Genomic DNA, 26,754 nt, shown 5'->3' with positions numbered 1-26,754 from the left:
TCCTCCGTCGTCATCTCCCCGTACATATGAGTTGCTATGTCTCGGCTTCGCCTCCTGACGGTATCCGTGCTGATACTGGTCTTTCTCGGCAGCGTGATTTTTGTGCTGCCGCGTTCCTGGTTACCCCAGACTGTTCAAGACTGGCTGTATGCTTCTTTCGGAGAATCCTCCTATCGGCGGCCGCCGGACACCACAGACGTAGCTCTCGGCCCGGTCGAGCCCTTCTGCCCCACCCCCCGCCCGGACTGGCGTCCACAACAAGTCGTGGCCGGCGTGACGGTTGAGGAGTCGCTGGTGTGTGAGCCGGACAATCCGGCCGAGGTGGCCGCCTTTGTCAGAGGAACTAATAATGTGCCGATGGCCGTCCTGATGCAGACCCGGCTGACTCCGACGACGGTGGTCAAAGACGAGGACCGGGACGGAGACGGAGACCCGGATGTGATTCACGTCCGGCTTGAGGTGGCCGAACTCAACGGCCGTTCGCCGGATGTGCCAGGGCCCTTTCCGCGCTATGCCATCGCTCCCGGGGTGCAGCCCGGACTATGGGTCTTCGCCCCCAAGACACGCGGCATGGCGACCGAAAACTTTGACACCGATGTGGCCCATCCCAGCCTGCGCGCCCCGGCCCCGGTCATCCGGGTGGAACAGGGCGACCGACTGCGGCTGACCCTGGAAAACACCCACTATCTGCCCCATACGATTCATCTCCACGGGGTTGACCACCCGTTTGTGGACAGCGCTGGAGAGGGGAACGACGGCGTGCCCATCGCCAGTGAGCTGCCGGTGCTGCCGGGCCAGAGCCGGACCTATGATCTGACTCCGCGCCAGACCGGGACCATGTTCTATCACTGTCACGTGCAACCCAACGTCCATATTTTGATGGGCCTGCAGGGTATGTTTGTGGTTGAGGAAAACCAGCCTGACAACTGGGTGCAGACGCTCAACCCGGGCGCCGGGCAGGTGCGCTTTTCGTCGCGTGCTGTTCGCCAGACCTATGACCGCGAGTACGACCTGCACTATCAGGATCTGGACCGTAGCCTGCACGAGCTGATTCAAACGGCCAACGATCCTCGGTTAGTGGCCGAGGCGACCAACCGCCGTTACGATATTACCGATCAGACGCCTGATTATTTTGTTCTCAACGGCCGTTCGTTTCCGTACACCATACGAGAGTCGCTGGTCGTCGTCAGGCCCGACCAGGACGTGAAGCTGCGTGTGCTGAACGGGGGAGCCGAGGGGATCGCGCTGCATACCCACGGCCACAAGGTGCGGATTACCCATTACGACGGCGTCGAGCATAATCCGGCCGCCCAGATTACCCGCGATGTTGTCTGGCTGGGACCCGCCCAACGGCTCGACCTCCACCTGCGGACGGTCAATGACGGGCTCCACAACTACGGGCCGGGTGTGTGGTTATTGCACGACCACAAGGAGAAGGGCGTGACCACCAACGGCATTAATCCGGGCGGCAATATCAGCGCGATTGTGTACGAATCCTTCCTGACCGAATCCGGCTGGCCAAAAACGCAGGGCATGGACTGGACACCGTTCTTCAGCCCGGCCTACTACCAGAAGAACATCCCGATTTGGGGCGCTCTCGACGACGCGGGTTTGCTCGGCCAGGCCGGCAGCCAGCGTCTGGGCTGGGTCTACGCGGCGCTGCTCGGGCTGGTGGGTGGACTCCTGCTCGGCGGTGTGGCGGCCGGGGCGCGCGCTGTCTTTCGGCGTCCACGGAGAGGCTAGTCGATGGGGATCTTTTTCCTGACCGTGCTTGTGGTGTGCATGTTTCCGGCACTGGCGGTGAGTCAAGAAACCACCTCGCCCGCCCAGGCGCCTCAGTCCCACGCCGACCACCAGATGGATACGGCCTCCCATGCCGACCACCAGCCTCACGCCGGCTCCGGGATGGATGCGCCGTCTCACTCGGGGCACCAGATGCATACCCACCACGCTATGCACCTGGACGCCTCCGGCATGGTCATGAACGAGAATACCGACGAGCTGCCCCGGGGCTGTCCCCGTATCGCGGGTGAACACCACATTCGCGTCAGCGCCGGCAGGGAATTTGCCCGGGATTTTAGGGGTACGATGTTCGCCTATGACCAGCGGGAGTGGACGGTCGAGCCGTGCACCCGACTGACCGTCAGCCTGATCAATACCGATGAGGTTCGCCACCAGTGGATGGTGCACGGCCTGCCCCGCTATCTGTATGACCAGGGGATGTTTACCCTGGAGGTGGCGGCAAAAGGTCAGAAAACCGCCAGCTTTATTGTCCCGCCGGGGAGCAAGACGTATCTGGTCCACTGTGACGTGCCCCACCACATGGAAAAAGGGATGAAAGCCCAGTTGAAAGTTGGTGGAGGGGACGGCGATTTGCCGAGCATTGCGGGGATTAGCGGGTCCCGCCTGGACGATCCCTATCCGTTTGAGTGGGGGTGGGCAGGAGCTGGGCTGACGCTTCTTGGCGGGCTGTGTGGTCTGGCTCTAGCCGGCAGAGGACTGGGTCTGCTATGACAGCGGCACCAGCAACCCGAACATGTAAAGGAGGCCGTTATGAAGATAGGAATCTTTGAGTTTGCCATCGACCGTTCTGTTGATCCGGCGATTGTGGCCAAGCGGACTGAGGAGCTGGGCTTTGACTCGTACTGGGTGCCCGAGCATCCGATTATTCCGATCCAGACCACCTCGCCCTATCCGGGTGCCGATGACGGGATTATTCCGGACGAGTACGGCCGGATTCTGGACCCCTTTGTGGCCCTGGCCAGAGCCTCGGCCGTGACCAGCACGATCGAGTTGGGAACCGGCATTTGCCTCATTCCGGAGCGCAACCCGTTGATGCTGGCCAAAGAAGTGGCGACCCTGGATAAACTGTCGGGCGGCCGTTTTATTCTGGGGATTGGCGCCGGCTGGCTCAGGGAAGAAACCGAAATCATGGGCGGGGATTTTGAGCATCGCTGGGGCCAGACCAAGGACGGGGTGCTGGCCATGAAAGAGCTGTGGACCCAGAACGAAGCCGAGTATCACGGCAAGTTCTATGACTTTCCGGCCGTGCGGTCTTTCCCCAAGCCGGTTCGGAAACCGCACCCGCCGGTGTATATGGGCGGATCGTCGAAGTATGTGTTCAAGCGGGTGGTCGAGTGGGGCGACGGCTGGATGCCGGTCCTGTCTCCGCTCGAAGACATCAAGGCCGGTCGGCAACGCTTGAATGAGATGGCCGAGCAGGCGGGCCGCGATCCCAAGTCGATCCAGGTCCTGGCTTTTGGTTTTCCCGGCAAATACCGTACCCGCCAGGAACTGGCCGAACTCCAGGACGCGGGCGTTGATCATGTCACCATCTGGATGCAGGAGTGTGATAATGGGGAAGCCGCCGCCCTGGCCGAGCTGGACGCTCTGGCCAAGGAGGCCCTGGCCTAGCCAAGCCCGAGTTCGGATGTCGTACGGGGCAGCCCGCGGGCTGCCCTTTTTGCTGTGCGGCCTGTATTTGACAAGCACCTTTCTTTCAGCCGATAATCGCGCCGACTCGTGAGCGGGGATTCCGAGGCGGAGAAGGAGGAATCAACATGATCTATGAACTGCGGACCTATCAGCTCGCCTTTGGCGGGCTGCCGGAATATCTGGAAGTGGCCAAGACCATGATTCTGCCCGGCGTTGCTGAGCACGGACTCAAGCCGGTCGGATTCTGGTATACCGAGGTCGGCCAACTCAACGAGGTGTGCCACCTGTGGGCCTATCAGGATCTGAACGAACGCCAGGAGAAGTGGGCCAAATGGGCGCGCGACCCGCGGCGGGCCGAGGTCGGTAAACGCCTGCGGGGTGTTATTCTCAGCCAGACCAATAAGATCTTATCTCCGACCGAGTTTTCGGCTCTGCAATAATCCTGAAGATGGGATTCCGCCCTGTACTAGGAGAGCGCCGGAGCGCCTCGGGTCTGCGGAGCATCCGGCGTTTGGCTTCGCTTTTGTCCCTGCTTGTCGGCTTGGCCTGCCAGCCCCCGCCTCCGCCCGACGTGTTTATCGGCTATGGAGAGGTGAAACAGGTTGTCCGTCACGATCAGCGGGTGGTCATTGCGCATGAAGCAATCCCCGATTTTTTCCCGGCAAAAACGAGCAGCTTCGCCCTCCGAGCTCCGGCCCTGGCCGACGCCTGTGTGCCCGGCCAGCGCGTCCGCTTTACGCTGGAGCGCACCTCGCAGACCCTCTACCTGGTGGCGGTGCAAAATGTATCCCCGGCCGAACCGGGGAGGCGTCCCGCTCGGTCCGAGACGGCTGGCGATGCACGGCGGGATGCCGGCCACGAACCAATACCATGAAAATTGCCTATTTTGACGCCTTCTCCGGGATCAGCGGTGATATGACGCTCGGCGCCTTTCTACAGCTCGGCGTGTCGCTCGACGCCCTCCGCCACGAGCTGAACGGGCTCGAGCTGAGCGGCTATCGGCTCCGGCAGACCATCCGCCAACGCAGCGGTATTCAGGCAACGAAATTCGAGGTTGAGGTCCATGAACCGCAGGTCGAATGCAGCGCGCGATCTATTGCCGACATGCTCCGGGCGAGCGCGTTGATCCCCCAGGTCAAAGAGACGACAGTGCGTATTTTTCAGGTCTTGGCCCAGGCCGAGGGCCACATCCACGGCGTTCCACCCGAAGACGTCCATTTTCATGAGGTTGGGGCGGTTGACTCCATTGTCGATATTGTCGGCACCGCCTTCTGTTTGCACACGCTGGGCGTCGAGCGGGTGTACGTCTCGCCCCTGCCACTGGGCAGCGGGGTGGTGTCGTCGCGGCACGGCATCCTGCCCGTACCCGGACCGGCCACGCTCGAACTCCTTAAGGGCTTCCCGGTGTGTTTGGCTGACGGCCAGAGCGAGCTGGTGACGCCGACCGGGGCGGCAATCCTGGCCGCGGTCGCTCAGCCCGGGAGCGTGCCCGCCGTGCGGGTTGAGGCCGTCGGCTATGGGGCGGGGGAGCGGGAGCTGAATGATCGTCCAAATCTGCTGCGGGTGATCCTCGGCCACAGCCAGGAGCCGCCCCGGACCGACCAGCTCCTGGTCTTGGAAACGAATATCGACGATCTCAACCCCGAGTTCTATGAGCATGTCATGGAGCGTGTGCTCGAGGCCGGAGCGCGTGACGTCTTTTTATGTCCGATTCACATGAAGAAGAATCGTCCCGGGGTTCTGGTGTGGGTGCTGTGTGAAGCGACGGATCGGGAACGCCTGAGCGGCCTGCTGTTTGCCGAGACCTCGACCCTGGGCATTCGTGTCTATCCGGTCGAGCGCATGGCCCTGCGGCGTGAACACCGGGCGCTTGAGACGCCCTACGGCAAAGTCGGTATCAAGCTGGCCCATCAACCGGATGGGCGTATCCACGTCGCTCCTGAATACGAAGACTGTAAACGCTGCGCTCGTGAACGCAACGTGCCGCTCAAAGTGGTGTATGAAGCGGCCTTGCAGGCGGCGCGGGAGGGGTAGGGAGGAATCATCTGTTCAGAGTTCTTGCTCCCTTACCTCGTCCCCCGAGGCTCGGGACTGCCAGCGCAAGATCTCAACGAGACTGTTCAAAGTTTCGATCAAGAACGCCGTCGTTTCCTCGCTGGTGAAATCGGCTCAAACAAGTGAGGTCGGAGCCCCGCAGGAACTCCGTAGAGAAACCCGATATACAGGATTCGGGGATAGTCGCCCAGCCTTGTCGAGGTAGCCAACACCGCCCTACGCCCCACCAGGCTGTTATGAAATCAGATCGGCCAGGACTTCGGCCGGGTGCGAGCCAGCCTGCACGCTGGCGTAGACGCGCTCAACCTGTCCCGTCTCGTCAATCAGATAGCTGATCCGTTTGGCATAGCCGGCCGTGGCGTTCTCACACGCGCCGTAGGCCAGCCCAAGTTCGCGTTCGGTATCGCATAACAGCAGGAACGGAAAGTCGAACTTCTGGGCGAAGGCGGCGTTGTCGGCCACGCTGTCAAAGCTCACCCCCAGGACCTCGACATTTTGCTCCTGAAACATCGCGTACTGGTCGCGGAACCCGCGACCCTCGATGGTTCAACCGGGTGTGTCGGCCTTGGGGTAGAACCACAACAACACCTTTTTGCCGCGCAGGCTGGCCAAGCTGAGTTCCTCGCCGCGGTGGGTCGGGACGCTAAAACCTGGGGCGCTGTCGCCGGGCTGTAACAGGGGCATGTAAGACCTCCTTTGGGAGAGCGGAACGGAAAATCACTCGGAGTTTTGCCTATGAGGAGAGGCGGAGCAGGGCCGCCTGGTTCATCTCGATGGTGGCGTGTTTTTTGAGATGGCGCAGAAAAGCCTGACCCGCCTCGACCCGCTTACGGTCGGTGAGTTCTTGACGCAGGCTGTCTTTTTCTTGCTCGAACTCCGCCGCGCTGGCAGGGCGGTGTTCGACGAGCTGTGCCACAAACGCGTTGCCGCCCCACACATAAACGTCGGGCACGATCGGCTTTTCCTCGGTCAGCCGAAAGGCCGCCTTTTTCAGGGCAGGGAGGCTGCCGATCTTGGGAATATACGTCCCCTGACGGGTAAATTCTCCGGTCTCCTCTATTTCCAGGGCTTCTTCTTCTGCCAGCGGGTCCAGGGACTTGTCCTGGGTGGCACGTGCTACCCAGTCCTCGGCCTTGTGTCTGGCAAGAGCCTCGGCCTGTTCGGCCTTGTAGCGGCCCTCGACCTCGTCTCGCACCTCGCTAAAGTCTGGAATTTGTGACGGCCGCCGCTCGTGGGGCAGGACGAGATAGCTCGTTTCGCCGATCTCGACGGGCGCGCTGAGCTGGTCGAGATCGGTGCTGAAAGCGGCTTGCAGGAGTTGGGGTTGCCGGCCCAGGTCGGGCAGCGTCTCGTCCCGGCTGACCAACGGGCTTCCGGTCACTTCCAGCCCACGGGATTCGGCCAGCTCGGGTAGCGTGACGCGCGTCCCAAACTCTTGGTGATCTTCCTGGGCGGCTTGCCGGGCCCGCTCTTGAGCGCGCTGCCCGGTGAGCTCGTCCTCAATCTCCTCGCGTACTTCGTTGAGCGGGCGCGGCTGGGCGGGCTGCTTGTCCTCCAACCGGATCAGGTGGAGGCCAAACGAGGTTTCGACCGGCTCGCTGAGCTCACCAACTGAGAGTTCAAACGCCGCGTCCTCGAACGGTTTGACCATCGCGCCGCGGCTGAAGAAGCCCAGGTCGCCGCCCTTGGCGCCGGTGGCCGTATCCTCGGAGTGTTCCTGAGCCAGGGCGGCGAAGTCCGCGCCATCGCGAATCTGCTCCAGCAGCGCGGCGGCCGCTATCCGGACCACGTCCTTGTCCGCTTCGCTCGCGTTCGGATCAAGACGTAACAAGATATGCCGTGCCCTGATCCGTTCCGGTGTGGTGAAGCGGGTATCCTTGTCCCGCTGATACACGGCTTCGATATCTTGGTCCGACGCCGTGTCGTCCGGCGTAAAGTGCTCGGCTGGGTACGCGATATACGAAAAGCGCACCCGCTCCGGTTGGCGAAAAGACTCTCTATGCGTTTCGTAATACGTCTGGAGGGCATCCGCCTCGACCGCCACCTCGTCAAGCAGCGTGGCCGAGGCGATTTTGACGAAGCGCAGGTTGACCGTGTCCTGGCGCGAGGCGAAGACGTCCCGCAGTTCGCTGTCCGAGACCTCGACCGTGCCGAGAATAAAGTCTCGGAATTTTGCGGTCAACAGCTGGGTCCGCTGGTCGTCTTCGAACTCACGGGGGGTCATGCGGAACGAGCGCAACACCCGTCGGTAGCGCTCAGGGCTGAACGAGCCGTAAGCCTGAAAGGCCGGCAGCTCGGTAATCGAGGCGCGGACCTCGTCGTCGCTGACCGTCATCCCGACCCGCCGCGCCTCGGCCGCCATGAGTCGCATGTCAATCAACTGCTCGAGGGTCTGGTCTTTGAGGTTCAGGGTCTGGATCAACTCCGGGTTCCAGTTCTCCTTATAGATATTGCGGTAGGCGGCTTGGACATTTTCGTAGGCGCGCTGAAAGTCTCGGGCCGATATCGGGCGATCATCGACCGTGGCGACCGCGTCAATGGCCTGCCCCTCATTCTGGCCTCCGACTCCCCAAAAGATGAAAACGAGGGCAATGATCCCAAACAGGATTTTAACCCCGATCGAACGGGTCCGTCGTCGCATGAAATCCAGCATTCCCGTTTGTCTCCTTTGTGTCCTGGATATTTTACATATAATACGGCGTTATGATTTGTCTATGCGCAGCCAAGCGTATCGGTCTGACGAGCCGGGCTCTGAAAAGACTTCTTGTAGAAAAAAGCCTTATGTGAGGCGGACTTGCTCTCGCCAAGCAATTTTGATAGTACTCCGTGTGTGGACTCCCTGCTGCACGGAAGTTCACTGTTTAAGGAAATAAAACATGGTTCTTAATTCCTTATGGGGGTGGCTGTCCGACGACTTGGCGATTGACCTGGGAACGGCAAATACTCTGATCTACGTCAGGGGACAGGGGATCGTGTGTAATGAGTCTTCGGTCGTTGCTGTGCAAAAAGACTCCCGTGGCTCTCGTCGAGTTCTCGCCGTTGGCCTTGAGGCCAAAAAAATGTTGGGCCGTACCCCGGGCCACATCGTTGCCATCCGACCGCTTAAGGACGGTGTAATCGCCGATTTTGAGACGACCGAGGCCATGCTTCGCTATTTTATTCAGAAGGTCCATAATCGACCCTGGGTGCGGCCCCGCATTGTCATCTGTGTGCCCAACGGTATCACCGAGGTCGAGAAACGGGCGGTCAAGGAGTCGGCCGAATCGGCTGGGGCGCGTGAGGTCTATCTGATGGAAGAGCCCATGGCCGCGGCAATCGGGGCGGGCTTGCCGGTGTCGGAGCCGGTTGGGAATATGATTGTGGATATTGGGGGGGGAACCACCGAGGTGGCGGTCATTGCCCTGGCGGGGGTGGTCTTCTCGAGATCGGTACGGGTTGGCGGCGACAAAATGGATGAGGCGATCAGCCAGTACATCAAGCGCAAGTATAATGTCCTGATTGGTGAACGGACCTCGGAGCTGATCAAGATTACGATCGGTTCGGCCTATCCGAGCGACGAGATCCAGACCATGGAGATCAAGGGCCGGGATATGGTGGCCGGTATCCCCAAATCGGTTGAGTTGTCTGACGAGGAGATTCGGGACTGTCTGTTGGATCCGATCAACCAAATTGTCGAAGCCGTCCGAGTGGCACTCGAGCGAACTCCGCCCGAGTTGGCCTCGGATATTGTGGAGAAAGGGATTATCTTGGCTGGCGGAGGGGCTTTGCTGCGGAACCTCGACATCCTGCTGCGCGAGGAAACCGGTTTGCCCGTTGCGCTGGCTGATGATCCGTTAACTGCGGTGGTGAAGGGGGCGGGGAAGGCTCTGGATGAATTATCTCTGCTACGCGAGGTTGCTATCTAATCAATGCCAGAGCTAGACACAGAACCCGGTCTACTGAGGGACTCGCTATGTATGCTTGGCTCCGTCAGCACAAGGTCGTTCTGTCGTGTGGATTCTTTTTAGTCATCTCTACAGGGTTAGCTGTACTGAATGCTCGGGCTCCGTCTCGGCCAGATCCGGCCGGTGCGCTCTTACTCGAGGCAATGCTCCCGCTCCAGCTTGGCGCGACAGTGGTCGGCCAGGGTGTTGAGCAGGTCTGGGATCAGTATTTCGATCTCCGCTCTGTCCGTCGAGAGAACGATACGCTCCGGCAACAGGTGGGGGAGCTCGAAAAGCGGGTTCAGCAGCTGGTCGAAATGGGCTTGGCCAACCAGCGTCTTCAGCGTCTGCTCGACCTCCAGGCTCAAATCGAGGCTCCAACGGTTGCGGCGCGGATCGTTGGCCGGAGCCCTGGGCTGTGGGCCGACCGTCTTGTCCTTGATAAAGGCACCCAAAATGGTATGGGCAAGGGCTCGGCGGTGCTGATGCCCGCAGGGATAGTGGGGCGTATCGTCTTTACCACTGCCCATACCGCACGGGTTATGCTGGCCTCTGATCCGAGCAGCGGGATTGACGCCTTCGTGCAGCGGACACGCGAGCGAGGTATCGTCGCCGGGACTGGGAATGGGCGGGCAAGACTCAAATATGTGCCGAAGGGAGCCGATGTAAGAGTCGGTGATGTGTTGCTGGCCTCTGGTCAGGAGGGCATATTTCCCAAAGGCCATCCCCTTGGCAGTGTCTTCCGGATTGGGACGATGGGTGGAGAGATGTTTGAAGATGTGGAGGTCCGGCTGAATGTTGAATTCGCCAAGCTGGAAGAGGTTCTGGTCACCACCGGCGGTCCCCAGTACGCCCAGCAGTGAAGCTCGGCTTCCCGCCCGTCCTCTTGGGATCTTGGTGCTGACTGGCTTGGGCGTTGTGGTATTGCAGACCAGTGTTTTCTCTCGCCTGCTGCTCGCTCCTGATCTGCTCTTAATTCTGTGCGTCTATATTGGCATTTCCTATCCTTCGGTTAGCGGCGCGGCCGTCGTCTTCTTCCTAGGCTATCTGTTCGACTGCGGTTCGGGCACGCTGGGGGGAGACCACGCCTGCGCCCTGAGCGTGGTGTTTGCGGCTGTTGCCCTCCTCTCTCGGCGTCTGTGGCTGAATAATCCCGTGTCTGTGTTGGGCTTGGTTGCCGTGGCGGTTGGTTTGAAAACCCTCACACTGTTTGGCCTCAGCCGGCTGGGACAGGTCGCCTCCGAAACACCGAGGCTGGTGCTCGGTTCGGTGATGTGGGATATGGCACTGGCCATGCTGCTGACCCCGCTTGTTTTTACCCTGTTGCACCACAGCCAGGTACCCGACAGGTAAGGTGCGATGTCCCGGCCCCCCCTCCTGCTTGGTACGCCAAACACACCGATGTCTCGCTTAGGCACGCTGGGCATCGTCATGTGCGGCGTGCTGGTGCTGCTGATCTCTCGTCTGTGGTTTCTCCAGCTTGAGGAGGGGCCGAGCTTCCGGGAGCGGTCTGAGCGTAACCGCCTGCGCTTCCAGCGTGTCCCTGCGCCTCGGGGCAAGCTGTATGACCGCATGGGGCGGACGCTGGTCGATAACCTGCCCTCTTTCAATGTCGTATTCAGACCCGAATATATACCCGACCTGGACCAGACCGTGTCAGAACTGGCCCGCCATCTGCCCAACATTCAGGTCGTGCCGACCGAGGGCCCGTTTTTACCCGACCCGCGTCGTCCTGTCGATGCGGGGATTGTCGTGGCGCGGGACGTTGATTGGTCGACTGTTTTAGCGGTCGAATTCTCCCACCACGATTTCCCCGGGGTCAGTATTGAGGCGCGTTCCAAGCGCGCCTATCACATGGATAATCTGGCCGCCCATCTCTTGGGCTATGTCGGTGAGGTCAGTCAGCGTGAGTTAGATCAGTCGGCTGGTTATCGTCATGGCGATATCGTCGGGAAATTCGGAATAGAAAAGATATGGGACGATGCCTTGCGGGGACGGAACGGCGGACGGCAGATTGAGGTCGATGCCAGCGGTAAACATTTAGCTATTATTGAAGAGCTGCCCAGCCAGTCTGGGCACAGCCTCGTCCTCACCATCGACATTGACCTGCAAAAACAAGCTGAAGACGCCTTGGGAGGCAGACCCGGCGCGGTGGTCGTTTTAGACGTGTCGAACGGTGAGGTGCTCGCCCTGGCGAGTGCCCCGACGTTCGATCCCCATGTTTTTTCTCTTGGGATTAGCGCCAAAGCGTGGCGCGCCTTACGCGACGATCCGCTCCACCCCATGACAAACCGGGCGATTCAAGGCCAGTATCCACCGGCGTCCACTTTCAAGATCATTAGTGCGCTTGCCGCACTCGCCGAGGGCGTCGTTACCCCCGACACGCGTGCCTACTGCCCAGGCTATATGCAGATGGGGAGGCGGCGGGTCCGTTGCTGGCGAGAACGCGGACACGGCAGTGTGGATCTCCGTCGAGCGCTGGCCGAGTCGTGCGATGTCTATTTCTATAAGCTCAGCCGCCGTCTCGGCATTCAGGCGATCGCCACTTACGCGCGCCTGTTTGGTCTGGATGAGCCGCTCGGGATCGGCCTTCCCTATGAAGCCGGGGGGATTATTCCGGATCAAGGCTGGAAGCAAAGACAGATTGGTGAACCGTGGTATCGGGGCGAGACCGTTTCAGCCGTTATCGGACAGGGGTATGTCACCGCAACGCCGTTACAGATGGCTGCGGTTGCCGCAGCCGTGGCCAACGGGGGAACCGTCTACCGTCCCCGCGTCGTGAAACAGGTCATTGCGACAGATGGAGCGGTGGTCAAGACTCAGACGCCGGAGGTGGTGAGTCGGACCGGCATAGACGTCGAGTATTTACGGGTAATCACCGAAGGGATGATTGAGGTTGTCCACGAAGTCCATGGAACCGGCAGGCGGGCTCAGGTCGCGGATGTCCGTGTGGCCGGAAAAACGGGGACAGCCCAGGTCATCAGCGGGCGTGGCGGGAGTAGTCAGCAGGTCGCCCGCCACCTTCGGGACCACGCCTGGTTTGTTGCCTTCGCGCCTGCTGACGTGCCCAAAATAGCAGTAGCCTGCCTGCTCGAACACGCCGCCCACGGAGGAGGGAGGGTTGCCGCACCCGTGGTGCAGAAAGTCCTCGCGGCCTATTTCTCCTTGGTCCGACAGCGGAAGGAGGAGGCAGGTGTTCGACCGGCGGCTGATCACCCATTTTGAGTGGCCGCTGTTCCTGTTGACGCTGACGCTGCTCGGTGTTGGCGTGATGGCTGTCTACAGTGCTACCTATACCGGCGGGCCACGGCTCAACCCCACCCTCGTCCGTCAATTGATCTGGATCGGGATAGGCAGCCTTGGCATGGCGCTGGCCTTCGGGATTGACTATCACCGCTTCGAGAACTGGGCCTACCCCCTGTACCTGTGCACCTTCCTCCTGCTGCTGCTCGTTCCCTTGATCGGTTCTGTCGGGGGTGGGGCGCGGCGCTGGATCGTGTTTGGGCCGCTCTCTCTTCAGCCGTCCGAGTTCGCCAAGATTAGCCTGTTGCTGGTCCTCGCCCGGTTTTTCCACCGCTATACGCCACAGGACGGCTACGGTCTGCTGGATCTGGTCTACCCCACTGTTCTGGTTCTTATCCCGGCCGCGCTGGTCCTACTTCAGCCCAACCTCGGCACGGCCGTATCGTTCGGGTTGCTGTTTGTCTGCCTGACTTTTGCCGCCGGCCTGCGCTGGGGCTCGTTCGCGCTCCTGGGCGTGATCTCGGGCGGTATCCTGTCGCTCCTGTGGTTCTTCGTGATGGAGCCATATCAGAAAGAGCGGGTTCTGTCGTTTCTCGATCCGGGCCGTGATCCGCTGGGGACGGGCTACCATGTGGTGCAGTCCAAGATTTCGGTCGGCTCGGGCATGTTGTGGGGCAAAGGCTTTTTGCAGAGTACCCAGAGTCGGCTCGACTTTCTGCCCGAGACCCATACCGATTTTGTGTTCGCCGTGTTTGCCGAGGAGTGGGGCTTTGTCGGAGCAGCCGGCCTGTTAGTCCTGTACGGGCTGATATTGACACGGCTGCTGGTTATCGCCTGGCGGGCCCGAGAGCGGTTCGGCGCTTTGCTCGCGGTTGGAGCGGCGGCGCTCGTGTTTTGGCCGACCTTGTTCAATATTGGTATGAATATCGGGGTTCTGCCGGTGGTCGGCATTCCGCTGCCCCTGGTCAGCTATGGCGGGTCATCGCTGTTGACGGTCATGCTTGTGATGGGCCTGGCACTCAATGTGAGTACCAGGCGAGCGATCTTTTGATCAGATGAGGTTTTTGATCGCCGCTTCGAGTTTGGCCCGAGGGACGGCTCCGACAATCTGTTCCTGGACCTCCCCGCCTTTGAACAGGATCAGATTGGGAATGCCCCGGACATTATAGTTGGCCGGGGTTTTTGGGTTGTCGTCCACATTCAGCTTGACGACTTTGAGCTGCCCGTCGTACTCACCGGCCAGAGCTTCGACGGTCGGCGCAATGGCTTTGCACGGCCCGCACCAGGGGGCCCACAGATCGAGCAGAACCGGCAGCTCGGATTGCAAAACTTCGGCATCAAAATTCTCGTCGGACACGTTCGTCACATCAGCCATGGGCTTCCTCCTTCGGGTTGAGTCGTCGCTTTCCAATACCAAAAAATATATGCTGAACCTAGCCCAGAGACTGAGAAAGTTGGGGGCTGAGACAGAAGCAGGAAAACGCCCTACCTGATCGCTCATGGACGGGAGAGCAGGGACTATGCAGTTGTGGCAGGTCTTACCTCGTGTTTCACTTCAACATGCCGGAGATATGTCTCGGAGGTTTGTGGCACAAGACATCTTTACCTACCGTGATGCCGGCCGCTATGTGCATCACCTCCCGTACCGCCGGAATTCTGATCGGGCCAACTATCGTCTGGTGCTGGACGAGGGACGGGGCACGTGCAGTACCAAGCATGCCCTGTTGGCTCAGCTCGCCCGAGAGCAAGGGCTCGCGCTTACTCTGACCCTCGGCATCTACCACATGACCGAGGTCAATACCCCCGGTGTCGGACCGGTGTTGGACCGCTATGGTCTGGACAGTATCCCCGAAGCCCACTGTTATCTGCGCTACGCCCGCCACCGCCTCGACGTCACCCGTGCCGGACTGCCATCTGCCCGGTCCGCACCGGACTTTGTCACAGAAGTGGTCATCCTTCCCGAACAGATCGGCCGCTTCAAGCTTTCCTGGCATCAGCAGTTCTTGCGGGTTTGGAGAGCGGCCGACGCCTCGGCACGGCGCTTCGGCTTCGAGGATATCTGGAAGATCCGGGAGCAGTGTATCGCCGCACTCGCCCGGTAAATCCCATGCCTCTTGACTCCCCGCTCGAAGCCCTCTAGGGGAGGGGGCTATGCAGGTATTGGTGACCGGCGCGACCGGCTTTGTGGGCGGCATTGTCGCCCGCGCCCTGGTCCAGGCTGGACACGAGGTCCGGGCGCTGGTCCGGCCTCAGGCTGACCGCCGTCTGCTGGCCGATTTGCCGCTTGAGATCGTTGTCGGTGACCTGCGTGACTTCGAGTCGGTCCGGCGGGCGCTGGCCGGCTGCGCCCAGGTATACCATGTGGCGGCGCTCTATAAGCTGTGGGTACGCCGTCGCCGAGACATGTATGAGAGCAATGTGACCGGAACCGAAAACGTTCTGCGAGCGGCCGAGGCCCTTGGCGTGGAGAAGGTCGTTTATACCAGTTCGGTGGCGACCCTGGGCTGTGCCGGAGATGGCCGCCTGGGCCGGGAGGATACGCCGGTGTCTGTGACCGATATGCTTGGCCACTATAAGCGTAGCAAATTTCTGGCCGAGCAAGTCGCACTCACCTACGTCCGTCGGGGACTTCCGGTGGTGGTCGTCAACCCGAGTACACCGGTCGGTATTGGCGACCTCAAACCCACCCCGACCGGACAAATGATTGTCGATTTTGTGAACGGTCGCATGCCGGGCTATGTCGATACCGGTCTCAACCTCGTCGATGTCGAAGACGTTGCCCAGGGCCATCTGTTGGCGGCTCAGAAAGGCCAGATTGGCGAAAAATATATTCTGGGCCACGAGAATCTGACGCTCCAGCAGCTCTTTGGGCTGCTGTCCGAGCTGACCGGTCAAACCGTGCCCAGATTCAAGGTCCCGTATGCCTTGGCCCTCGGAGCAGCCTACGGCGATGCGGTGCTGGCGCGTCTTATTCCCGGCCGCGAGCCCTCGATTCCGCCGGTCGGGGTAAAATTGAGTAAGAAAAAGATGTTTTTTGATGTCACCAAGGCTGTCCGGGAGCTGGGTCTACCACAAACTCCGGTCCGTGAGGCGCTGCGCAAAGCGGTGTCCTGGTTTCGACAGTTCGGGTATATCCAAAAAGAGGTTCGGACCTAGAGGTCACGCTTTGGATATGCTCCTTGTGCTGGGTGCTGCGTCGGTGCTGGTGTGGCTCGGCATTCTCTTCCATCCCGCCCGGGCCTGGGATTTTCGGCCGGTCGGCGAGGATGAGCCGACCGATTTTGAGGCCGGGCCGGCGGGCCGTTGGCCGTCCGTCTGTGTGCTGGTGCCGGCTCGGAATGAAGCCGAGGTCTTACCCCACACCCTGCCTGCCCTGCTGCAACAGAACTACCCCGGTCAGCTGACGGTCGTGCTCGTTGATGATCGCTCGCACGACGCCAGCGGCCAGATCGCCCGTCAGACCGGTCAGCGGCTGAGCGCCTCTCACCGGCTGATCGTCCTGTCCGGCGCTCCGCTCCCGCCCAGCTGGGTCGGCAAAGTCTGGGCGCTTGAGCAGGCTGCGGCCGCCTGTGGTCTCGCCAGTCCCGGAATCGTCCATCCCCGGCAGCGAGACTGCCTGCCGCGTCCCCAGTATGTGTTGTTGACCGATGCCGATATCCGGCACGCGCCGCGTTCTGTCTGGCGGCTGGTCGCAGAGAGCGAGCGGAAACAGCTGGTCCTCAACAGCCGTATGGCCCGTTTGCGGTGTGTGTCCGGCGCCGAACGCCTGCTGATTCCGCCCTTTGTCTTTTTCTTCAGCCTGTTGTATCCCATGCGCTGGGTGAATAATCCCCGCCGCCGGGTTGCGGCTGCGGCAGGCGGGTGTGTCTTGCTGACGGCTGTGGGCTTGGAAAAAATCGGTGGTTTCGCCAGTATCAAGGGTGACATGATCGACGACCTGAATCTGGCTTGGCGGGTTAAGAGCGTGTCCCCGGCGGTGCGCTTGAGCCTGAGTCGGACCGAGGTCAGCAGCGTGCGCGTGTACGATGCGCTAAGTCCGATCTGGACGATGGTACGCCGGACCGCTTTTACCGAGCTGAATCACTCGGCCCTGCGGCTCCTGGGCACCCTGGTCGGCTTAGGGCTGCTCTTCGTGCTGCCCCCGGTGTGGTGCGTGGCCGGGTTGGCCATGGCCCTAGGGGGAGCAGGCGCGATAGCGCTCTTGCTCAGCCTGGAGGGCGGCGCAGCCCTGGTCCTGAGCGCCATCGTCTACTGGCCGGCCGTGCGTTTCTTTGAGCTGCCCCGCCGCTGGGTGTGGACGCTGCCGCTGGCGGGAAGCTTATACGGGGCGATGACGGTCGATTCAGCCCTGCGCTATTGGACCGGCAGACGGATCGGCTGGCGGGATACCTAGAGCGGTTCACGTTAAGCTGTAGCCTTGCCACTCTCGTCGCCGAGCGCCTGGATTCCGGCTTTCGCCGGAATGACGACAAGAACCGGCTGGCTATACGGAATCGTGAAGTGCTCTAGCGGCGTCGTATTGAGCGTACGCGTATCTCCGAGACTCTGTTGATGGACGCTGCTCCTCCCCTGGCCGTTTTTACCGCTCTGTCCTGGGAGAGCGCTGCGGTGCGTGCCGCTCTGCGCCAGCCCAGGCGCGAAGACAAACGGGTATGGCGGGGAATGGCGGGGCGGCGAGAAGTCGTGGTTATGACCGGCGGGATCGGCCCGCGCCGAACACAGTCTGCGCTTGAGCGGTTCCAGGACACGCCTCTGTCGGCCGTGGTGTCCGTCGGCTGCGCCGGCGCCCTGCGGGCAAATCTGATGTCAGGTCAGCTCGTGCTGGCGCCCGATGTGCGGGTATATGCGGCCGACTCACCGACGCAGCTCGAGCGTTTTCCGACCCACCCCGGTTTTTTGAAACAGGCGCGTACCGGCGCAGAACGGGCCGGAATCGGTGTGGCGGACGGACCGCTGTTCAGCAGTCCGCGGGTGTTGCTCAGCAGCCAGGAGAAAGCCTACCACGGCCGACTCACCCAGGCGATTGCGGTAGAGATGGAAAGCGGCGTCCATGCCGCGTTTGCCCGGGCTCGGGGGCTTCCCTTCCTGCCCCTGCGGGTTATTCTCGACCCGCTCGGTATGTCCTTGCCCGCTCTCAAAGGACTGACCACGCCTGAGGGCGATATTCGGCCTCTCAAGGCAGCCTCGCTGATGCTGACCCAGCCCGGTTCGCTGCCCGTCCTGTTCTCCCTGGGCCGGATTCGAACCACCGCTGCCCAGACGATTACCCGGCTGTGCCGGGTGCTGTTGCCCGTTCTGGAGGCGTAGTGCCGTTCGTGCAGAATCGTGGCTGTCTCGGCCGCGTTTATTGTCCGGCCAATTTTTCGGCCATCAGCTTTTTCTGCAGATCAAACGCCGGCCGGGCCAGATCGCGACGTCCGAGCTTCAAATAGCCTTTCCACGATTTCTCCAGGGTGGTGATCGCCTCGTCGTGTTGGCCGAGCTCGCTATACACCACCCCCAGGCCATGATGGGCTTCCGGATCGTCCGGATTCAGGCGGACGACTTCTTCATACTCTTGTCTGGCCTCTTGATACAGGCCCTTCTCGGTGTACACCTTGGCCAGCTGGTTGTGGGCCGCGCTCATGCCCGGCTCAAGCCGAATGGCCGTTCTGTAGGCCCCGATGGCCTCATCCTGCTGGCCCATTTTGGCCAGCTCCTGACCCAGTTCAAAATGGACCGAGGCCGAGTCCTGGTTGTATTGCAGGGCCTGCTGAAACGCCCGGGCGGCCTCAGCCGGTTTATTATTGCGGCGCAGCTCGGCCCCGCGCTTCACATAGTAGCCGGCCAGAGCGGTTCGTGCTCCGGCATGGTCGGGCACGCGTTTCAAGACCTCCCGGTGCCAGTTCAGGGACGTGTCAATAGCGCCCAGCTTCTCATACACGACGCCCAGACGGTAGCGCGCCTCGACGTGCTCGGGCTCTTCCGTGAGCAGCGTGGTATACTCAGAGACCGCCTCACTCCAGCTCATGCTTTCTTCATAGCCCAGACCTCGAGTCATCCGATCCGGTCCCTCGGCCTGCGCCAGCACCGAGAGTCCCAGACCAAGACCCAGCCCGCTCAGCCGCCAATACCATTTTCGCACGGTGTCCTCCAGTTTCGCTATTCTGTTTCTCCATGCATATCCAGCTTTGCCGCAGTCTGCAATGTGGCTCATGTCTCTGACAGGCTCTAGGCGGGATCACGCTTGTCAGCTAGAATGCCCGCGCTACAGAGCCCTGAAAGGAGGACGTCATGGCTTCGTGTGAGCATCTTTGGAGTGCGGAAGAGCAGATGCGCGACCTCCTGCGTATGATCAATGACCATCTCAAACAGTATGACCCGGACGAAGACGCCTACGGTTCGCTGCTGGCCGTTGCGCACCATGTGAACGAAGCCTTTCGTGAGCTGAGCTATTTGCTGGATCAGGCTGAGGAAGCAGAGGAACCCTTTGAGAAAGAGGTGGGGCATTAAAGACATGCGAGACAAGCCGCCCCAGCTGCCACAACCGTCCCGACTGCTCACCGCCCGCAACGGTTTTATTTTGCACATCACACCGCACGTCCGGCCCAAACAGATCAAGATGCAGAAATCCTCCGGCCCACATGTGATCTATGCCATCTCGTATATGTATCCGGAGCAGATGGCTCTGACCCGGAGCAACTGAAACGGGTTGGGCGCGGGCGGGCATCACAGCCCAAGTTTGTCGGGATTCATGATGCCGGCCGGATCGAGGCTGGCTTTCAGGCTGCGCAGGACCGCCAGGCCGCTACCCAGTTCACGCTGGATCAGATGGCTGAGACGTACGCCTACGCCATGGACATACTCGATTGAGCCGCCGATGTCCTGGGCCAGCCGCAGAATGGTGTCGGTTGTCTGGCGCATGGTCTGGGCTGCCGCTGGATCGCGAACGGGTGAACAGTACAACACCAGGGAATAGCATTCGGGCCAGATCCAGACCGCTTCCTGGCACAGCTGGACCGGGCTGTTCTGCAAGCGGTCGGCAACCCGGAGGCGAAAGTCGAGCAGTTTGGTGACCGGGATGCTGAGGTGGAGATAGTCCAGCTGGGCTTTGCCGGCCGGGGTGTCGAGCAACGCGCCGTCACGCTGAGTGGGCTCTGCGGCCCAGCGGTCGGCCGCGCTATGACGCGTAGACCAATAGGCGTCGAGGTCGGCGGCCTTGTCTTCCGGTATGCCAGCGTGGCGGAGGGCAATCGCCCGGGCCAGGTCTTGCTGGGCGGCGACCTCTGCCTCTCGGCCGTCAAAAACAAGTACCAGATAGGCCGTGGGGGAAGTCGTTGAGGCTGGAGCGGTGTCGGGTTCCTGGGCTGTCTGGCGTTCCTGAAGTTCAGGCGGCCAGCTATCGACCGACAAATCCATAGAGCTTGGCTGGAGGCCATAGCCCTGCATCTCGAGCAGGGCGCGAAAACCGCTCGGAAAGTCCGCAAAGGTAAAACCGAGCAGAGTCCGGGTCTGGGGTCGGGGAAAGATGCGCAACGTGACCTCGGTCACAATGCCCAGCGTGCCTTCCGCGCCAATAAAGAGCCGGGTCAGATCCGGACCGGTCGAGCGTTTGCGCAGAGCGGGCGTACTGATAACGGTTCCGGTGCCAAGCACGGCCTCAAGCCCGAGCACCTGATCCCCCATCGAGCCGTAGCGTCCGCCGAGATAGCCCAGTCCGTTGGTGCTGAGCGCCCCGCCAACGGTGGCCACGCCAATAGACCACGGATCGTGGCCGAGCAGCAGGTCGTGTTGGTCCAGGTATGCCTCCAGCATCCGCAGGCGCACGCCGCTCTGGACGCGCACGGTCAGCGCCTGGCGGTCGAGGGCCAGGATGCGGTCCAGGCGTCGCAGGTCAACGACGATGCCCGGTCGGACGGACAGGGCTCCCCCCATCAGGCCGCTGCCGCCGCCACGCGGAACCAGCGGCAGCGCGTGGCGGCGCGCAATGGCGACGAGCTCCACCACCTGCTGGGTCGAGCCGGGTTGGACGACCGCTACAGGTGGCTGCTCAAAGTCGGTCATGGCGTGAAAACCCCGGTGTGGGCGCAACGCGTCGCGGCTCAAAGCGGTCCGGACTACGGGAGTAGTCAGCACCGCGTCTGGGCCCAGGGCGGCCCGCAGAGAGGAGACAGCCGGATGCATAGGGCTACACTTTCCTGGCGTGTAGGATAGCATGGCCGGGCCGATGAATATATTCGTTGTCTTGGGAGCACTCCGATGACGCAGACCAGAACCGCCGCCGTTCCCCCAGAGCTGTCCTTAGTCTACACGCCGGCCCAAATTGCGAGCCGGGTGCGGGCCATGGCACGACAGCTGTCTCGGACCTTTGCTGGCCGCGAGCCGCTGGTGGTCGGCATTCTCAAGGGGGCGTTTATTTTTGTGGCCGACCTCGTCCGGGCAATGGATATCCCGGTTCAGGTCTCTTTTGTCCAGGCCGCCAGTTATGGACGGGCGACCAACTCGACAGGCCGTGTGCGGCTGTTGCACGGTCCCGGTCAGGAGTTCCGCGACCAGGATGTCATTCTGGTTGATACCGTTCTCGATACGGGTCTGACGCTTGATACTGTGATAGGCCGACTGGGGCAGGTCGGGCCGCGTTCGCTCACGGTCTGCGTCTTGGTCAAAAAAGAGGGCCGGACCCAGTATGAGGTCAGTGTCGATCAGGTCGGGTTTGTGCGCCCCCAGGGCTTTCTGGTCGGCTATGGTACTGACTGGGCGGAACGCTATCGCCAGCTGGGCGGCTTATACGTGCTCAAGGAGGAGAAGGCGCAGGCTCGCTGACCCGAGCCTGTCGCCCTCGTCCTAGACCTCGCCCTGCGGCTCAAGCACAACCACCGGGATCTCCCGTTCGGTTTTGGCTTGGTACTCATCGTAGGGCGGATAGATCCCGCGCATTTTTTGCCACAGACTGGTCCGCTCTTGTCCGCTGGCGGTGCGGGCGGTGGCTCGAAAACGCTTGTCGCGGACCTGCACCTCGACCTGGGGGGTGGCGGCCAGGTTCAGATACCAGCCGGGATGTTGTGGCGCGCCGCCCTTTGAGGCGACAATGATATAGCTGCCGTCCGCCTCGCCATAAATCAGGGGCATGGTGATGGGCTTGCCCGAGCGTCGTCCGTTCGTTGTCAACAGCAGAGTCGGCAGGAGGCCCGGCCCGCCGACCGGCCCCGAGTCCCACATATGTCCGTCGGCGCCGTTGGTGTCCAGATAGCGTTGCAGGTGGTCGGTGATCCACTGCGGTAGCTGGGGTGCTGTGGCCTCGCTCATCGTGTCCTCCTGTCTAGCGTGGGGTATGCTGGGCCAAAAAGTCCCCGACCGCCTGTTTGGCCGCCGGCTGATCCTGGGGCTCTTTCCAGCGTTCAATCAGCGTGGCGTTTGGGGCCAGCCGCGCGACATCGCGTGAGGTTTCGGATGGATGGTACACATCGTTGCCGAGTAGGACCAGAAGCGGCGTCTGGCACTGGGCGACAAACTCTTGTGACACATTAAACAGAAAGTCTCCGCCGTACATTGACGTTTTGAATGACTCCCAAGCCTCGGCGCTCACTTCGGGGCGGTCCGGCTTGAGGGTGTCAGCCCAGCCGTCGAACATGTCGTAAAAGGCCTGGCGGTTGTCCGACAGACCGATCGTCTGAAACAAGACCGCCGAGGTCACCCGCTGCGGGGCGGTCTGGATCAAGCCCATACAGTACGGGCCGCCTATGCACATGCCGGCGACATGAAAGCGATCAACGCCGAGGTGGTTGAGCAGGGCCAGCTGATCCTCGGTATAGACATGCCAGCTGTCCGTTGCTCTGATCGGGGCGCTGGACTGCCCGGCGTTGCGCTGATCCATGGCAATGACGCGATAGTGGGCGGCGAGCTGCGGAATGGGGTTCCAGGCCGCCTGATCCCAAAAGGACACCGCAGAACGCATCCCGCCCGGGGCGATGAGCAAAATCGGAAACCCCGTGCCGTGCTCTTCATAATACAGGGTGATATCACCGCGTTCGAATATCGGCATACACAGTCCTCCCTCTTTGATTCTCGCCCCTGTCTACAGGCGAGAGCCGTGTTTCAGACTGTTGTAGCACAACTCTCAGAGTCTGGCAGGCTTGTCCTCGGAACAGGCTCCGAACTCCACATGCGTTTTGGCCTTCCACAGGGACGGCAAGGATTGGAGCAGGGCTTGGAGCTGCTCGGCCGTCTCTTCCTCGACAAAGGACTGTCCGCACGCCACGCAGACATTTACCGGAATGCCGTGGACAACAACCTCCGTATGACTGGGCTGGTGGCGAAAACTCCGGGTCACCCGGGCCGGCCGTGGCTGGCCCGGACAGCCGTGGGTACAGCTCAGAAGCTTGACCATATTCCCTTCCTCGCGACACGTCTCTCTCACACCACAGCCCGGAGTCTCGTCCTCCTGTTTTTCCGCGGGGCGCCACACGGGCGCCCCGCCCGGTTGCCCGGCCTCTCCTCCCAAGGGAAGGCCTCCCTCCGGTATCCTCTCCTCACGTCCTTCCCCGTCCCAACACGTGTGACCGTTGTGTCTTACGAGCAGCCGCTCGTCGCTCCACAGTTGAGGCACTTATAACACGACCCGTTGCGGATCATGATCGAGCCGCAGTCGGCACAGCTCGGCGCGTCGGCCTGCGACTGCCAGGTGGTGGCCTGTGGCCGGTCGTCTGAGACCGGGGCTGGCCGGCTGGCCTCCGCCGCCGGAATTCGGACCTCCACCACCGGCTCGACAGTGGTGACCGTGGCCTGATCGGCTGGCGGTAGGGCATCCGGCGTTTCGATCAGACCGATTTCCTCTTTCAACTCGGTTGACAGGAAACGGGTACCCAGAAAACGGAAGATATAGTCGGTTAGCGATTTGGCGTAGGGAATATCCGCGTTTTTGGTAAACCCGGACGGCTCAAAGCGGACATGGCCGAACTTGTTGACCAGGGCTTCGAGCGGGACACCGTACTGCAGGGCTAGAGAGGTCAGGGTCGCAATCGAGTCCATCAGGCCCGAGATGGTGCTGCCCTCCTTGGCCATGCGGATGAAGATTTCTCCAGGTGTCCCGTCTTCATAAAAGCCGACGTGAATATAGCCCTCGTGTCCGGCCACCTCAAATTTATGACAGATGGCGTTGCGATCCATGGGCAGACGGCGCCGTTCCGGTTTACGCTCGACGGGCGCCGGTGTGTCTGCGGCCGGGGCTTGCTTTTGCGTCTCCAGCGGCTGGACCCGTTTACACCCGTCACGATAGATAGCGACGGCCTTGAGACCCAGGCGCCAGGCTTCCATATACGCGTCGACAATATCCTCGACCGCGGCATCGTTGGACAGATTGACCGTTTTGGAGATGGCGCCCGACAGAAAAGGCTGGACCGCGCCCATCATCCGTAGATGTCCGGTATGGTGGATCGCCCGGCTGCCCCGGGCCGGTTTGAAGGCGCAGTCAAATACCGCCAGGTGTGTATCTTTCAGGCCCGGAGCGCCCTCGATTGTTTCCTGCTCGTCGATGTATTCCACAATGGCCTGGACCTCGCGGCTGGTGTAGCCGAGCCGCTTGAGGGCGTGGGGCACCGTGGTATTGACCAGTTTCAGCATCCCGCCGCCGACCAGACGTTTGTATTTGATCAGGGCGATGTCCGGCTCAACCCCGGTCGTATCGCAGTCCATCATGAAGGCGATGGTCCCCGTGGGGGCCAACACGGTGGCTTGCGAGTTGCGGTAGCCGGCCTCGCGGCCCAGCGCCAGGGCTTCGTCCCAGGCTCGGCGCGCCTCGGACAACAGCTCCAGCGGCACCAGGGACGGGTCAAGCTGATGGGCGGCCGCGCGATGTTTGTCGATCACCGCCAGCATGGGCTCACGGTTGCTCGCATAGCCGCCAAACGGACCGAGCTGCTGGGCGATGCGGGCCGATTGGCTGTAGGCCTGGCCGGTCATCAGGGCCGTAATCGCGCCCGCGTACTGCCGGCCGGCCTCGGAATCGTAGGGCAGACCCAGGGACATCAGAACCGCGCCCAGGTTGGCATAGCCCAGACCCAGCTCGCGAAAGGCGCTGGCGTTATCGGTAATCTCGGGTGTGGGATAGCTGGAGTTGTCAACGATGATGTCTTGGGCGGTGATGCTGATATCGACCGCATGCTTAAAGGCTGCGGTGTCAAATCCGCCGTCGTCCTTGAGGAACTTCATCAGGTTGAGCGAGGCCAGGTTGCAGGCGCTGTCGTCCAGGTGCATGTACTCCGAGCACGGGTTGCTGGCGTTAATCCGTCCGCTGTTGGGGCAGGTGTGCCAGGCGTTGATCGTCGTATCGAACTGCATGCCCGGATCGCCGCACTCCCAGGTCGCCTGGGCGATCTGGCGCAGCAGATCCTCGGCCGCAAAACTCTCGTGGTCTTGTCCGCTGGTGACCAGCCGGGTCGACCACGGCTGGCGGTTGACCACCGCGTGCATAAAGGCGTCGGTGACCCGAACCGAGTTGTTGGCGTTCTGAAAAAAGACCGAACTGTAGGCCGCACCGTCAATCGAGCCGTCGTAGCCGGCCTCAATCAGGGTCCAGGCTTTGCGCTCCTCTTCGGCCTTGCACTGGATGAATTCGACAATGTCGGGGTGATCTACGTTCAGGACAACCATCTTGGCCGCCCGGCGCGTCTTGCCGCCCGACTTGATAACCCCCGCCGAGGCGTCGGCCGCCCGCATGAACGACACCGGCCCGGAGGCAGCCCCACCGCTTGACAGGCGCTCTTTGGACGAACGCAGGCGAGACAGGTTGACCCCCGAACCCGAGCCGCCCTTAAAAATCACGCCCTCTTTGCGATACCAGTCGAGGATCGACTCCATCTTGTCGTCCACCGACAGAATAAAACACGCGCTGCACTGCGGGTGGGGTTCGACCCCGACGTTGAACCACACCGGGCTGTTAAAGGCCAGCTTCTGCTTGACCAACAGATGGGTCAGTTCGTCGCTGAAAATCTGGGCGCTGTCGTCGTCGGCAAAATAGCCGTCTTTCTTGCCCCACGCCGTGATGGTATCGACGACCCGGCCAATCAGTTGGCGGACACTGTGTTCCCGTTGGGGAGTGCCCAGCGGACCCCGGAAGTATTTTGAGACAACCACGTTGGTCGCCAGCTGAGACCAGGCTTTGGGAATTTCAACCCCGTGCTGCTCAAACACGACCTCCCCGTTTTCTCCTGAAATCAGCGCGCTGCGCTGCTCCCACTCGATCTGAGAAAAGGGCTGCTCTCCGGCGCGAGTAAAATGCCGGGTGAGGCGAACTCCGTCTGCTGCGGGTGTCGTGCCGCCGGGGCTGTCGGCGATCACCGGGTGTGTCTCCTGCTCGACTGAGGCATCCTCTCCCGTCCACGTCTTCCGTCCCATCTCCGCCATAACCACCTCCTCCTGTGTGCCTTCCGTAGTGTAGAGGGGGCATCATTATACACAACATATGGTGTTGTCAAGGAAAAAAAACGCTAATTGTAGTATGTGGTTGAATCTACTTCTTTTTTTTGTGTTTCCGGCGTATGTTGAAACCGCGTATGAAAAATACCCCACCGCCTCCGGGCTGGAACTCGGCCGCCGACGTGCTGAAGCGCCTGTTGCCAGACCTGCCGATTGCCAGCCGGGTGAGGGACTACCGGGTGTGGGAACTCTGGGAAGAGGTGGTTGGTCGGGCCGTGGCCGCCCGAGCGTGGCCGAGCAAGCTCCAGCACGGCAAGCTGTTTGTGACCGTCTCCCACCCGGCTGTCATCCAGGAGTTACAGTTCCTCAAAGGGCGTCTCGTGCGCAGCCTGAACCAAGCGCTGGCCGAACATGACGCCCCGCCGGTCAAAACGCTTTTTTTCGTTGTGGGCCGTCCCCAGGACATGGCCAGACCGGCCAAAGAGCCGGCCGGTCTGGCGCCGCCGCCTTTTTCCGAACTGCGTGTCCCCGATCTGGGCAAGCCCGAGCTTGAAGCCGCGTTTGCCGCCGTGTTGGCCAAGCGCCGTCAGCGTCTGAGCCAGAAAGGCTGACGCGCTGCCGATGCGCTCCTAGAGCGGTTCACCATTATCTGTAGCCACAATGCTGGAAGTAATGATGGCATTCGCGGGGAGAGAAGCCCGTCAAG

At 61.4% G+C, this 26,754-nt stretch carries 29 protein-coding genes; 19 read left to right on the top strand and 10 right to left on the bottom strand.

What is annotated here, in order from left to right:
- Window positions 1-36 precede the first annotated feature (36 nt).
- The 6 genes from J4F42_04435 (at window position 37) to larC (ending at window position 5,469) form a co-directional block, all read left to right on the top strand.
- A complete protein-coding gene (locus J4F42_04435) occupies window positions 37-1,743 on the top strand; it encodes a multicopper oxidase domain-containing protein (GenBank protein MCE2484735.1) in 1,707 nt (568 codons plus the stop codon).
- A gap of 3 nt (window positions 1,744-1,746) precedes the next feature.
- Window positions 1,747-2,514 carry a hypothetical protein gene (locus J4F42_04430; protein MCE2484734.1) on the top strand — a complete coding sequence of 256 codons (768 nt, stop codon included), beginning with the start codon at window positions 1,747-1,749 and terminating at the stop codon, window positions 2,512-2,514.
- A gap of 39 nt (window positions 2,515-2,553) precedes the next feature.
- Window positions 2,554-3,414: an LLM class F420-dependent oxidoreductase gene (locus J4F42_04425; GenBank protein ID MCE2484733.1), complete on the top strand. Its 861-nt coding sequence runs from the start codon at window positions 2,554-2,556 to the stop codon at window positions 3,412-3,414.
- 146 nt (window positions 3,415-3,560) lie between these two features.
- Window positions 3,561-3,875 carry an NIPSNAP family protein gene (locus J4F42_04420; protein ID MCE2484732.1) on the top strand — a complete coding sequence of 105 codons (315 nt, stop codon included), beginning with the start codon at window positions 3,561-3,563 and terminating at the stop codon, window positions 3,873-3,875.
- Window positions 3,876-3,946: 71 nt separating this feature from the next.
- On the top strand, window positions 3,947-4,309 hold the full coding sequence (locus J4F42_04415; protein ID MCE2484731.1) for a copper-binding protein: 363 nt from the start codon (window positions 3,947-3,949) through the stop codon (window positions 4,307-4,309).
- On the top strand, window positions 4,306-5,469 hold the full coding sequence (gene larC, locus J4F42_04410) for a nickel pincer cofactor biosynthesis protein LarC (protein MCE2484730.1): 1,164 nt from the start codon (window positions 4,306-4,308) through the stop codon (window positions 5,467-5,469). The genes J4F42_04415 and larC overlap by 4 nt, the downstream gene beginning before the upstream one ends.
- A gap of 255 nt (window positions 5,470-5,724) precedes the next feature.
- Here the strand turns inward: larC and J4F42_04405 are convergent, their stop codons facing one another.
- From J4F42_04405 to J4F42_04395, 3 genes are read right to left on the bottom strand one after another with little or no spacing between them, the layout of a single operon-like run.
- Window positions 5,725-6,000 carry a redoxin domain-containing protein gene (locus J4F42_04405; GenBank protein MCE2484729.1) on the bottom strand — a complete coding sequence of 92 codons (276 nt, stop codon included), beginning with the start codon at window positions 5,998-6,000 and terminating at the stop codon, window positions 5,725-5,727.
- 36 nt (window positions 6,001-6,036) lie between these two features.
- Window positions 6,037-6,174, bottom strand: a complete 138-nt coding sequence (locus J4F42_04400; protein ID MCE2484728.1) for a redoxin domain-containing protein — start codon at window positions 6,172-6,174, stop codon at window positions 6,037-6,039.
- Window positions 6,175-6,223: 49 nt separating this feature from the next.
- Window positions 6,224-8,143, bottom strand: coding sequence for a SurA N-terminal domain-containing protein (locus tag J4F42_04395; protein MCE2484727.1), 1,920 nt, complete (start codon window positions 8,141-8,143; stop codon window positions 6,224-6,226).
- Window positions 8,144-8,366: 223 nt separating this feature from the next.
- Between J4F42_04395 and J4F42_04390 the strand changes: the two genes are divergently transcribed.
- From J4F42_04390 to rodA, 5 genes are read left to right on the top strand one after another with little or no spacing between them, the layout of a single operon-like run.
- Window positions 8,367-9,395 (top strand): rod shape-determining protein, encoded by a 1,029-nt coding sequence (locus J4F42_04390; protein ID MCE2484726.1) that lies wholly within the window; start codon window positions 8,367-8,369, stop codon window positions 9,393-9,395.
- Window positions 9,396-9,442: 47 nt separating this feature from the next.
- Window positions 9,443-10,276, top strand: coding sequence for a rod shape-determining protein MreC (gene mreC / locus J4F42_04385; GenBank protein ID MCE2484725.1), 834 nt, complete (start codon window positions 9,443-9,445; stop codon window positions 10,274-10,276).
- 34 nt (window positions 10,277-10,310) lie between these two features.
- The gene (gene mreD, locus J4F42_04380; GenBank protein MCE2484724.1) at window positions 10,311-10,766 is read left to right on the top strand and encodes a rod shape-determining protein MreD; all 456 of its coding nucleotides are present in this window, start codon (window positions 10,311-10,313) and stop codon (window positions 10,764-10,766) included.
- Between the two features lie 48 nt (window positions 10,767-10,814).
- Window positions 10,815-12,638: a penicillin-binding protein 2 gene (gene mrdA / locus J4F42_04375; GenBank protein ID MCE2484723.1), complete on the top strand. Its 1,824-nt coding sequence runs from the start codon at window positions 10,815-10,817 to the stop codon at window positions 12,636-12,638.
- Window positions 12,607-13,707 (top strand): rod shape-determining protein RodA, encoded by a 1,101-nt coding sequence (gene rodA / locus J4F42_04370; GenBank protein ID MCE2484722.1) that lies wholly within the window; start codon window positions 12,607-12,609, stop codon window positions 13,705-13,707. Before mrdA ends, rodA begins: the two co-directional genes overlap by 32 nt.
- Here the strand turns inward: rodA and trxA are convergent, their stop codons facing one another.
- Entirely contained in the window at window positions 13,708-14,031 is a 324-nt protein-coding gene (gene trxA, locus J4F42_04365; GenBank protein ID MCE2484721.1) for a thioredoxin, read from the bottom strand.
- Between the two features lie 211 nt (window positions 14,032-14,242).
- Here trxA and J4F42_04360 point away from each other — a divergent pair, with 211 nt between their 5' ends.
- From J4F42_04360 to J4F42_04345, 4 genes are all read left to right on the top strand, one after another.
- The gene (locus J4F42_04360; GenBank protein MCE2484720.1) at window positions 14,243-14,758 is read left to right on the top strand and encodes a hypothetical protein; all 516 of its coding nucleotides are present in this window, start codon (window positions 14,243-14,245) and stop codon (window positions 14,756-14,758) included.
- Window positions 14,759-14,807: 49 nt separating this feature from the next.
- Window positions 14,808-15,812 (top strand): NAD-dependent epimerase/dehydratase family protein, encoded by a 1,005-nt coding sequence (locus J4F42_04355; protein MCE2484719.1) that lies wholly within the window; start codon window positions 14,808-14,810, stop codon window positions 15,810-15,812.
- 10 nt (window positions 15,813-15,822) lie between these two features.
- Window positions 15,823-17,049, top strand: a complete 1,227-nt coding sequence (locus J4F42_04350; GenBank protein ID MCE2484718.1) for a glycosyltransferase — start codon at window positions 15,823-15,825, stop codon at window positions 17,047-17,049.
- A gap of 158 nt (window positions 17,050-17,207) precedes the next feature.
- On the top strand, window positions 17,208-17,963 hold the full coding sequence (locus J4F42_04345) for a hypothetical protein (GenBank protein ID MCE2484717.1): 756 nt from the start codon (window positions 17,208-17,210) through the stop codon (window positions 17,961-17,963).
- A gap of 37 nt (window positions 17,964-18,000) precedes the next feature.
- Here J4F42_04345 and J4F42_04340 read toward each other — a convergent pair whose 3' ends face one another.
- On the bottom strand, window positions 18,001-18,780 hold the full coding sequence (locus J4F42_04340) for a tetratricopeptide repeat protein (GenBank protein ID MCE2484716.1): 780 nt from the start codon (window positions 18,778-18,780) through the stop codon (window positions 18,001-18,003).
- 149 nt (window positions 18,781-18,929) lie between these two features.
- Here J4F42_04340 and J4F42_04335 point away from each other — a divergent pair, with 149 nt between their 5' ends.
- Together J4F42_04335 and J4F42_04330 are read left to right on the top strand one after the other, a co-directional pair.
- Window positions 18,930-19,148 (top strand): hypothetical protein, encoded by a 219-nt coding sequence (locus J4F42_04335; GenBank protein ID MCE2484715.1) that lies wholly within the window; start codon window positions 18,930-18,932, stop codon window positions 19,146-19,148.
- Window positions 19,126-19,341, top strand: a complete 216-nt coding sequence (locus J4F42_04330) for a hypothetical protein (protein MCE2484714.1) — start codon at window positions 19,126-19,128, stop codon at window positions 19,339-19,341. Before J4F42_04335 ends, J4F42_04330 begins: the two co-directional genes overlap by 23 nt.
- 23 nt (window positions 19,342-19,364) lie before the next feature.
- Here the strand turns inward: J4F42_04330 and J4F42_04325 are convergent, their stop codons facing one another.
- Complete coding sequence (locus tag J4F42_04325) at window positions 19,365-20,819, bottom strand: FAD-binding oxidoreductase (GenBank protein ID MCE2484713.1); 1,455 nt, start codon at window positions 20,817-20,819, stop codon at window positions 19,365-19,367.
- A gap of 75 nt (window positions 20,820-20,894) precedes the next feature.
- Between J4F42_04325 and hpt the strand changes: the two genes are divergently transcribed.
- Window positions 20,895-21,458 carry a hypoxanthine phosphoribosyltransferase gene (gene hpt, locus J4F42_04320; GenBank protein ID MCE2484712.1) on the top strand — a complete coding sequence of 188 codons (564 nt, stop codon included), beginning with the start codon at window positions 20,895-20,897 and terminating at the stop codon, window positions 21,456-21,458.
- 21 nt (window positions 21,459-21,479) lie between these two features.
- Here the strand turns inward: hpt and J4F42_04315 are convergent, their stop codons facing one another.
- The 4 genes from J4F42_04315 to J4F42_04300 all read right to left on the bottom strand — a co-directional run bounded on the left by J4F42_04315 (window position 21,480) and on the right by J4F42_04300 (window position 26,036).
- Window positions 21,480-21,941 (bottom strand): nitroreductase family deazaflavin-dependent oxidoreductase, encoded by a 462-nt coding sequence (locus tag J4F42_04315; GenBank protein ID MCE2484711.1) that lies wholly within the window; start codon window positions 21,939-21,941, stop codon window positions 21,480-21,482.
- A 13-nt stretch (window positions 21,942-21,954) separates the two neighbouring features.
- Window positions 21,955-22,677 (bottom strand): alpha/beta hydrolase, encoded by a 723-nt coding sequence (locus J4F42_04310; GenBank protein MCE2484710.1) that lies wholly within the window; start codon window positions 22,675-22,677, stop codon window positions 21,955-21,957.
- A gap of 75 nt (window positions 22,678-22,752) precedes the next feature.
- Window positions 22,753-23,022: a YgiT-type zinc finger protein gene (locus J4F42_04305; GenBank protein MCE2484709.1), complete on the bottom strand. Its 270-nt coding sequence runs from the start codon at window positions 23,020-23,022 to the stop codon at window positions 22,753-22,755.
- A gap of 182 nt (window positions 23,023-23,204) precedes the next feature.
- Window positions 23,205-26,036, bottom strand: coding sequence for a vitamin B12-dependent ribonucleotide reductase (locus J4F42_04300; GenBank protein ID MCE2484708.1), 2,832 nt, complete (start codon window positions 26,034-26,036; stop codon window positions 23,205-23,207).
- A gap of 149 nt (window positions 26,037-26,185) precedes the next feature.
- Here J4F42_04300 and J4F42_04295 point away from each other — a divergent pair, with 149 nt between their 5' ends.
- Window positions 26,186-26,659: a DUF721 domain-containing protein gene (locus J4F42_04295; GenBank protein MCE2484707.1), complete on the top strand. Its 474-nt coding sequence runs from the start codon at window positions 26,186-26,188 to the stop codon at window positions 26,657-26,659.
- Window positions 26,660-26,754: the final 95 nt, after the last annotated feature.

The organism is Desulfurellaceae bacterium, assembly GCA_021296095.1.
In the GTDB taxonomy this organism is placed as follows: domain Bacteria; phylum Desulfobacterota; class Binatia; order Bin18; family Bin18; genus JAAXHF01.
Note: the sequence above shows the minus strand (reverse complement) of the source record. Positions and strands in the feature narration are given on the sequence as shown.

Coding starts and splice junctions, on each gene's coding strand:
- J4F42_04435 (MCE2484735.1), top strand. CDS start 37: ATGTCTCGGCTTCGCCTCCTGACGGTATCCGTGCTGATACTGGTCTTT.
- J4F42_04430 (MCE2484734.1), top strand. CDS start 1,747: ATGGGGATCTTTTTCCTGACCGTGCTTGTGGTGTGCATGTTTCCGGCA.
- J4F42_04425 (MCE2484733.1), top strand. CDS start 2,554: ATGAAGATAGGAATCTTTGAGTTTGCCATCGACCGTTCTGTTGATCCG.
- J4F42_04420 (MCE2484732.1), top strand. CDS start 3,561: ATGATCTATGAACTGCGGACCTATCAGCTCGCCTTTGGCGGGCTGCCG.
- larC (MCE2484730.1), top strand. CDS start 4,306: ATGAAAATTGCCTATTTTGACGCCTTCTCCGGGATCAGCGGTGATATG.
- J4F42_04405 (MCE2484729.1), bottom strand. CDS start 6,000: ATGTTTCAGGAGCAAAATGTCGAGGTCCTGGGGGTGAGCTTTGACAGC.
- J4F42_04400 (MCE2484728.1), bottom strand. CDS start 6,174: ATGCCCCTGTTACAGCCCGGCGACAGCGCCCCAGGTTTTAGCGTCCCG.
- J4F42_04395 (MCE2484727.1), bottom strand. CDS start 8,143: ATGCTGGATTTCATGCGACGACGGACCCGTTCGATCGGGGTTAAAATC.
- J4F42_04390 (MCE2484726.1), top strand. CDS start 8,367: ATGGTTCTTAATTCCTTATGGGGGTGGCTGTCCGACGACTTGGCGATT.
- mreC (MCE2484725.1), top strand. CDS start 9,443: ATGTATGCTTGGCTCCGTCAGCACAAGGTCGTTCTGTCGTGTGGATTC.
- mrdA (MCE2484723.1), top strand. CDS start 10,815: ATGTCTCGCTTAGGCACGCTGGGCATCGTCATGTGCGGCGTGCTGGTG.
- trxA (MCE2484721.1), bottom strand. CDS start 14,031: ATGGCTGATGTGACGAACGTGTCCGACGAGAATTTTGATGCCGAAGTT.
- J4F42_04355 (MCE2484719.1), top strand. CDS start 14,808: ATGCAGGTATTGGTGACCGGCGCGACCGGCTTTGTGGGCGGCATTGTC.
- J4F42_04345 (MCE2484717.1), top strand. CDS start 17,208: ATGGACGCTGCTCCTCCCCTGGCCGTTTTTACCGCTCTGTCCTGGGAG.
- J4F42_04335 (MCE2484715.1), top strand. CDS start 18,930: ATGGCTTCGTGTGAGCATCTTTGGAGTGCGGAAGAGCAGATGCGCGAC.
- J4F42_04325 (MCE2484713.1), bottom strand. CDS start 20,819: ATGCATCCGGCTGTCTCCTCTCTGCGGGCCGCCCTGGGCCCAGACGCG.
- hpt (MCE2484712.1), top strand. CDS start 20,895: ATGACGCAGACCAGAACCGCCGCCGTTCCCCCAGAGCTGTCCTTAGTC.
- J4F42_04315 (MCE2484711.1), bottom strand. CDS start 21,941: ATGAGCGAGGCCACAGCACCCCAGCTACCGCAGTGGATCACCGACCAC.
- J4F42_04310 (MCE2484710.1), bottom strand. CDS start 22,677: ATGCCGATATTCGAACGCGGTGATATCACCCTGTATTATGAAGAGCAC.
- J4F42_04305 (MCE2484709.1), bottom strand. CDS start 23,022: ATGGTCAAGCTTCTGAGCTGTACCCACGGCTGTCCGGGCCAGCCACGG.
- J4F42_04300 (MCE2484708.1), bottom strand. CDS start 26,036: ATGGCGGAGATGGGACGGAAGACGTGGACGGGAGAGGATGCCTCAGTC.
- J4F42_04295 (MCE2484707.1), top strand. CDS start 26,186: ATGAAAAATACCCCACCGCCTCCGGGCTGGAACTCGGCCGCCGACGTG.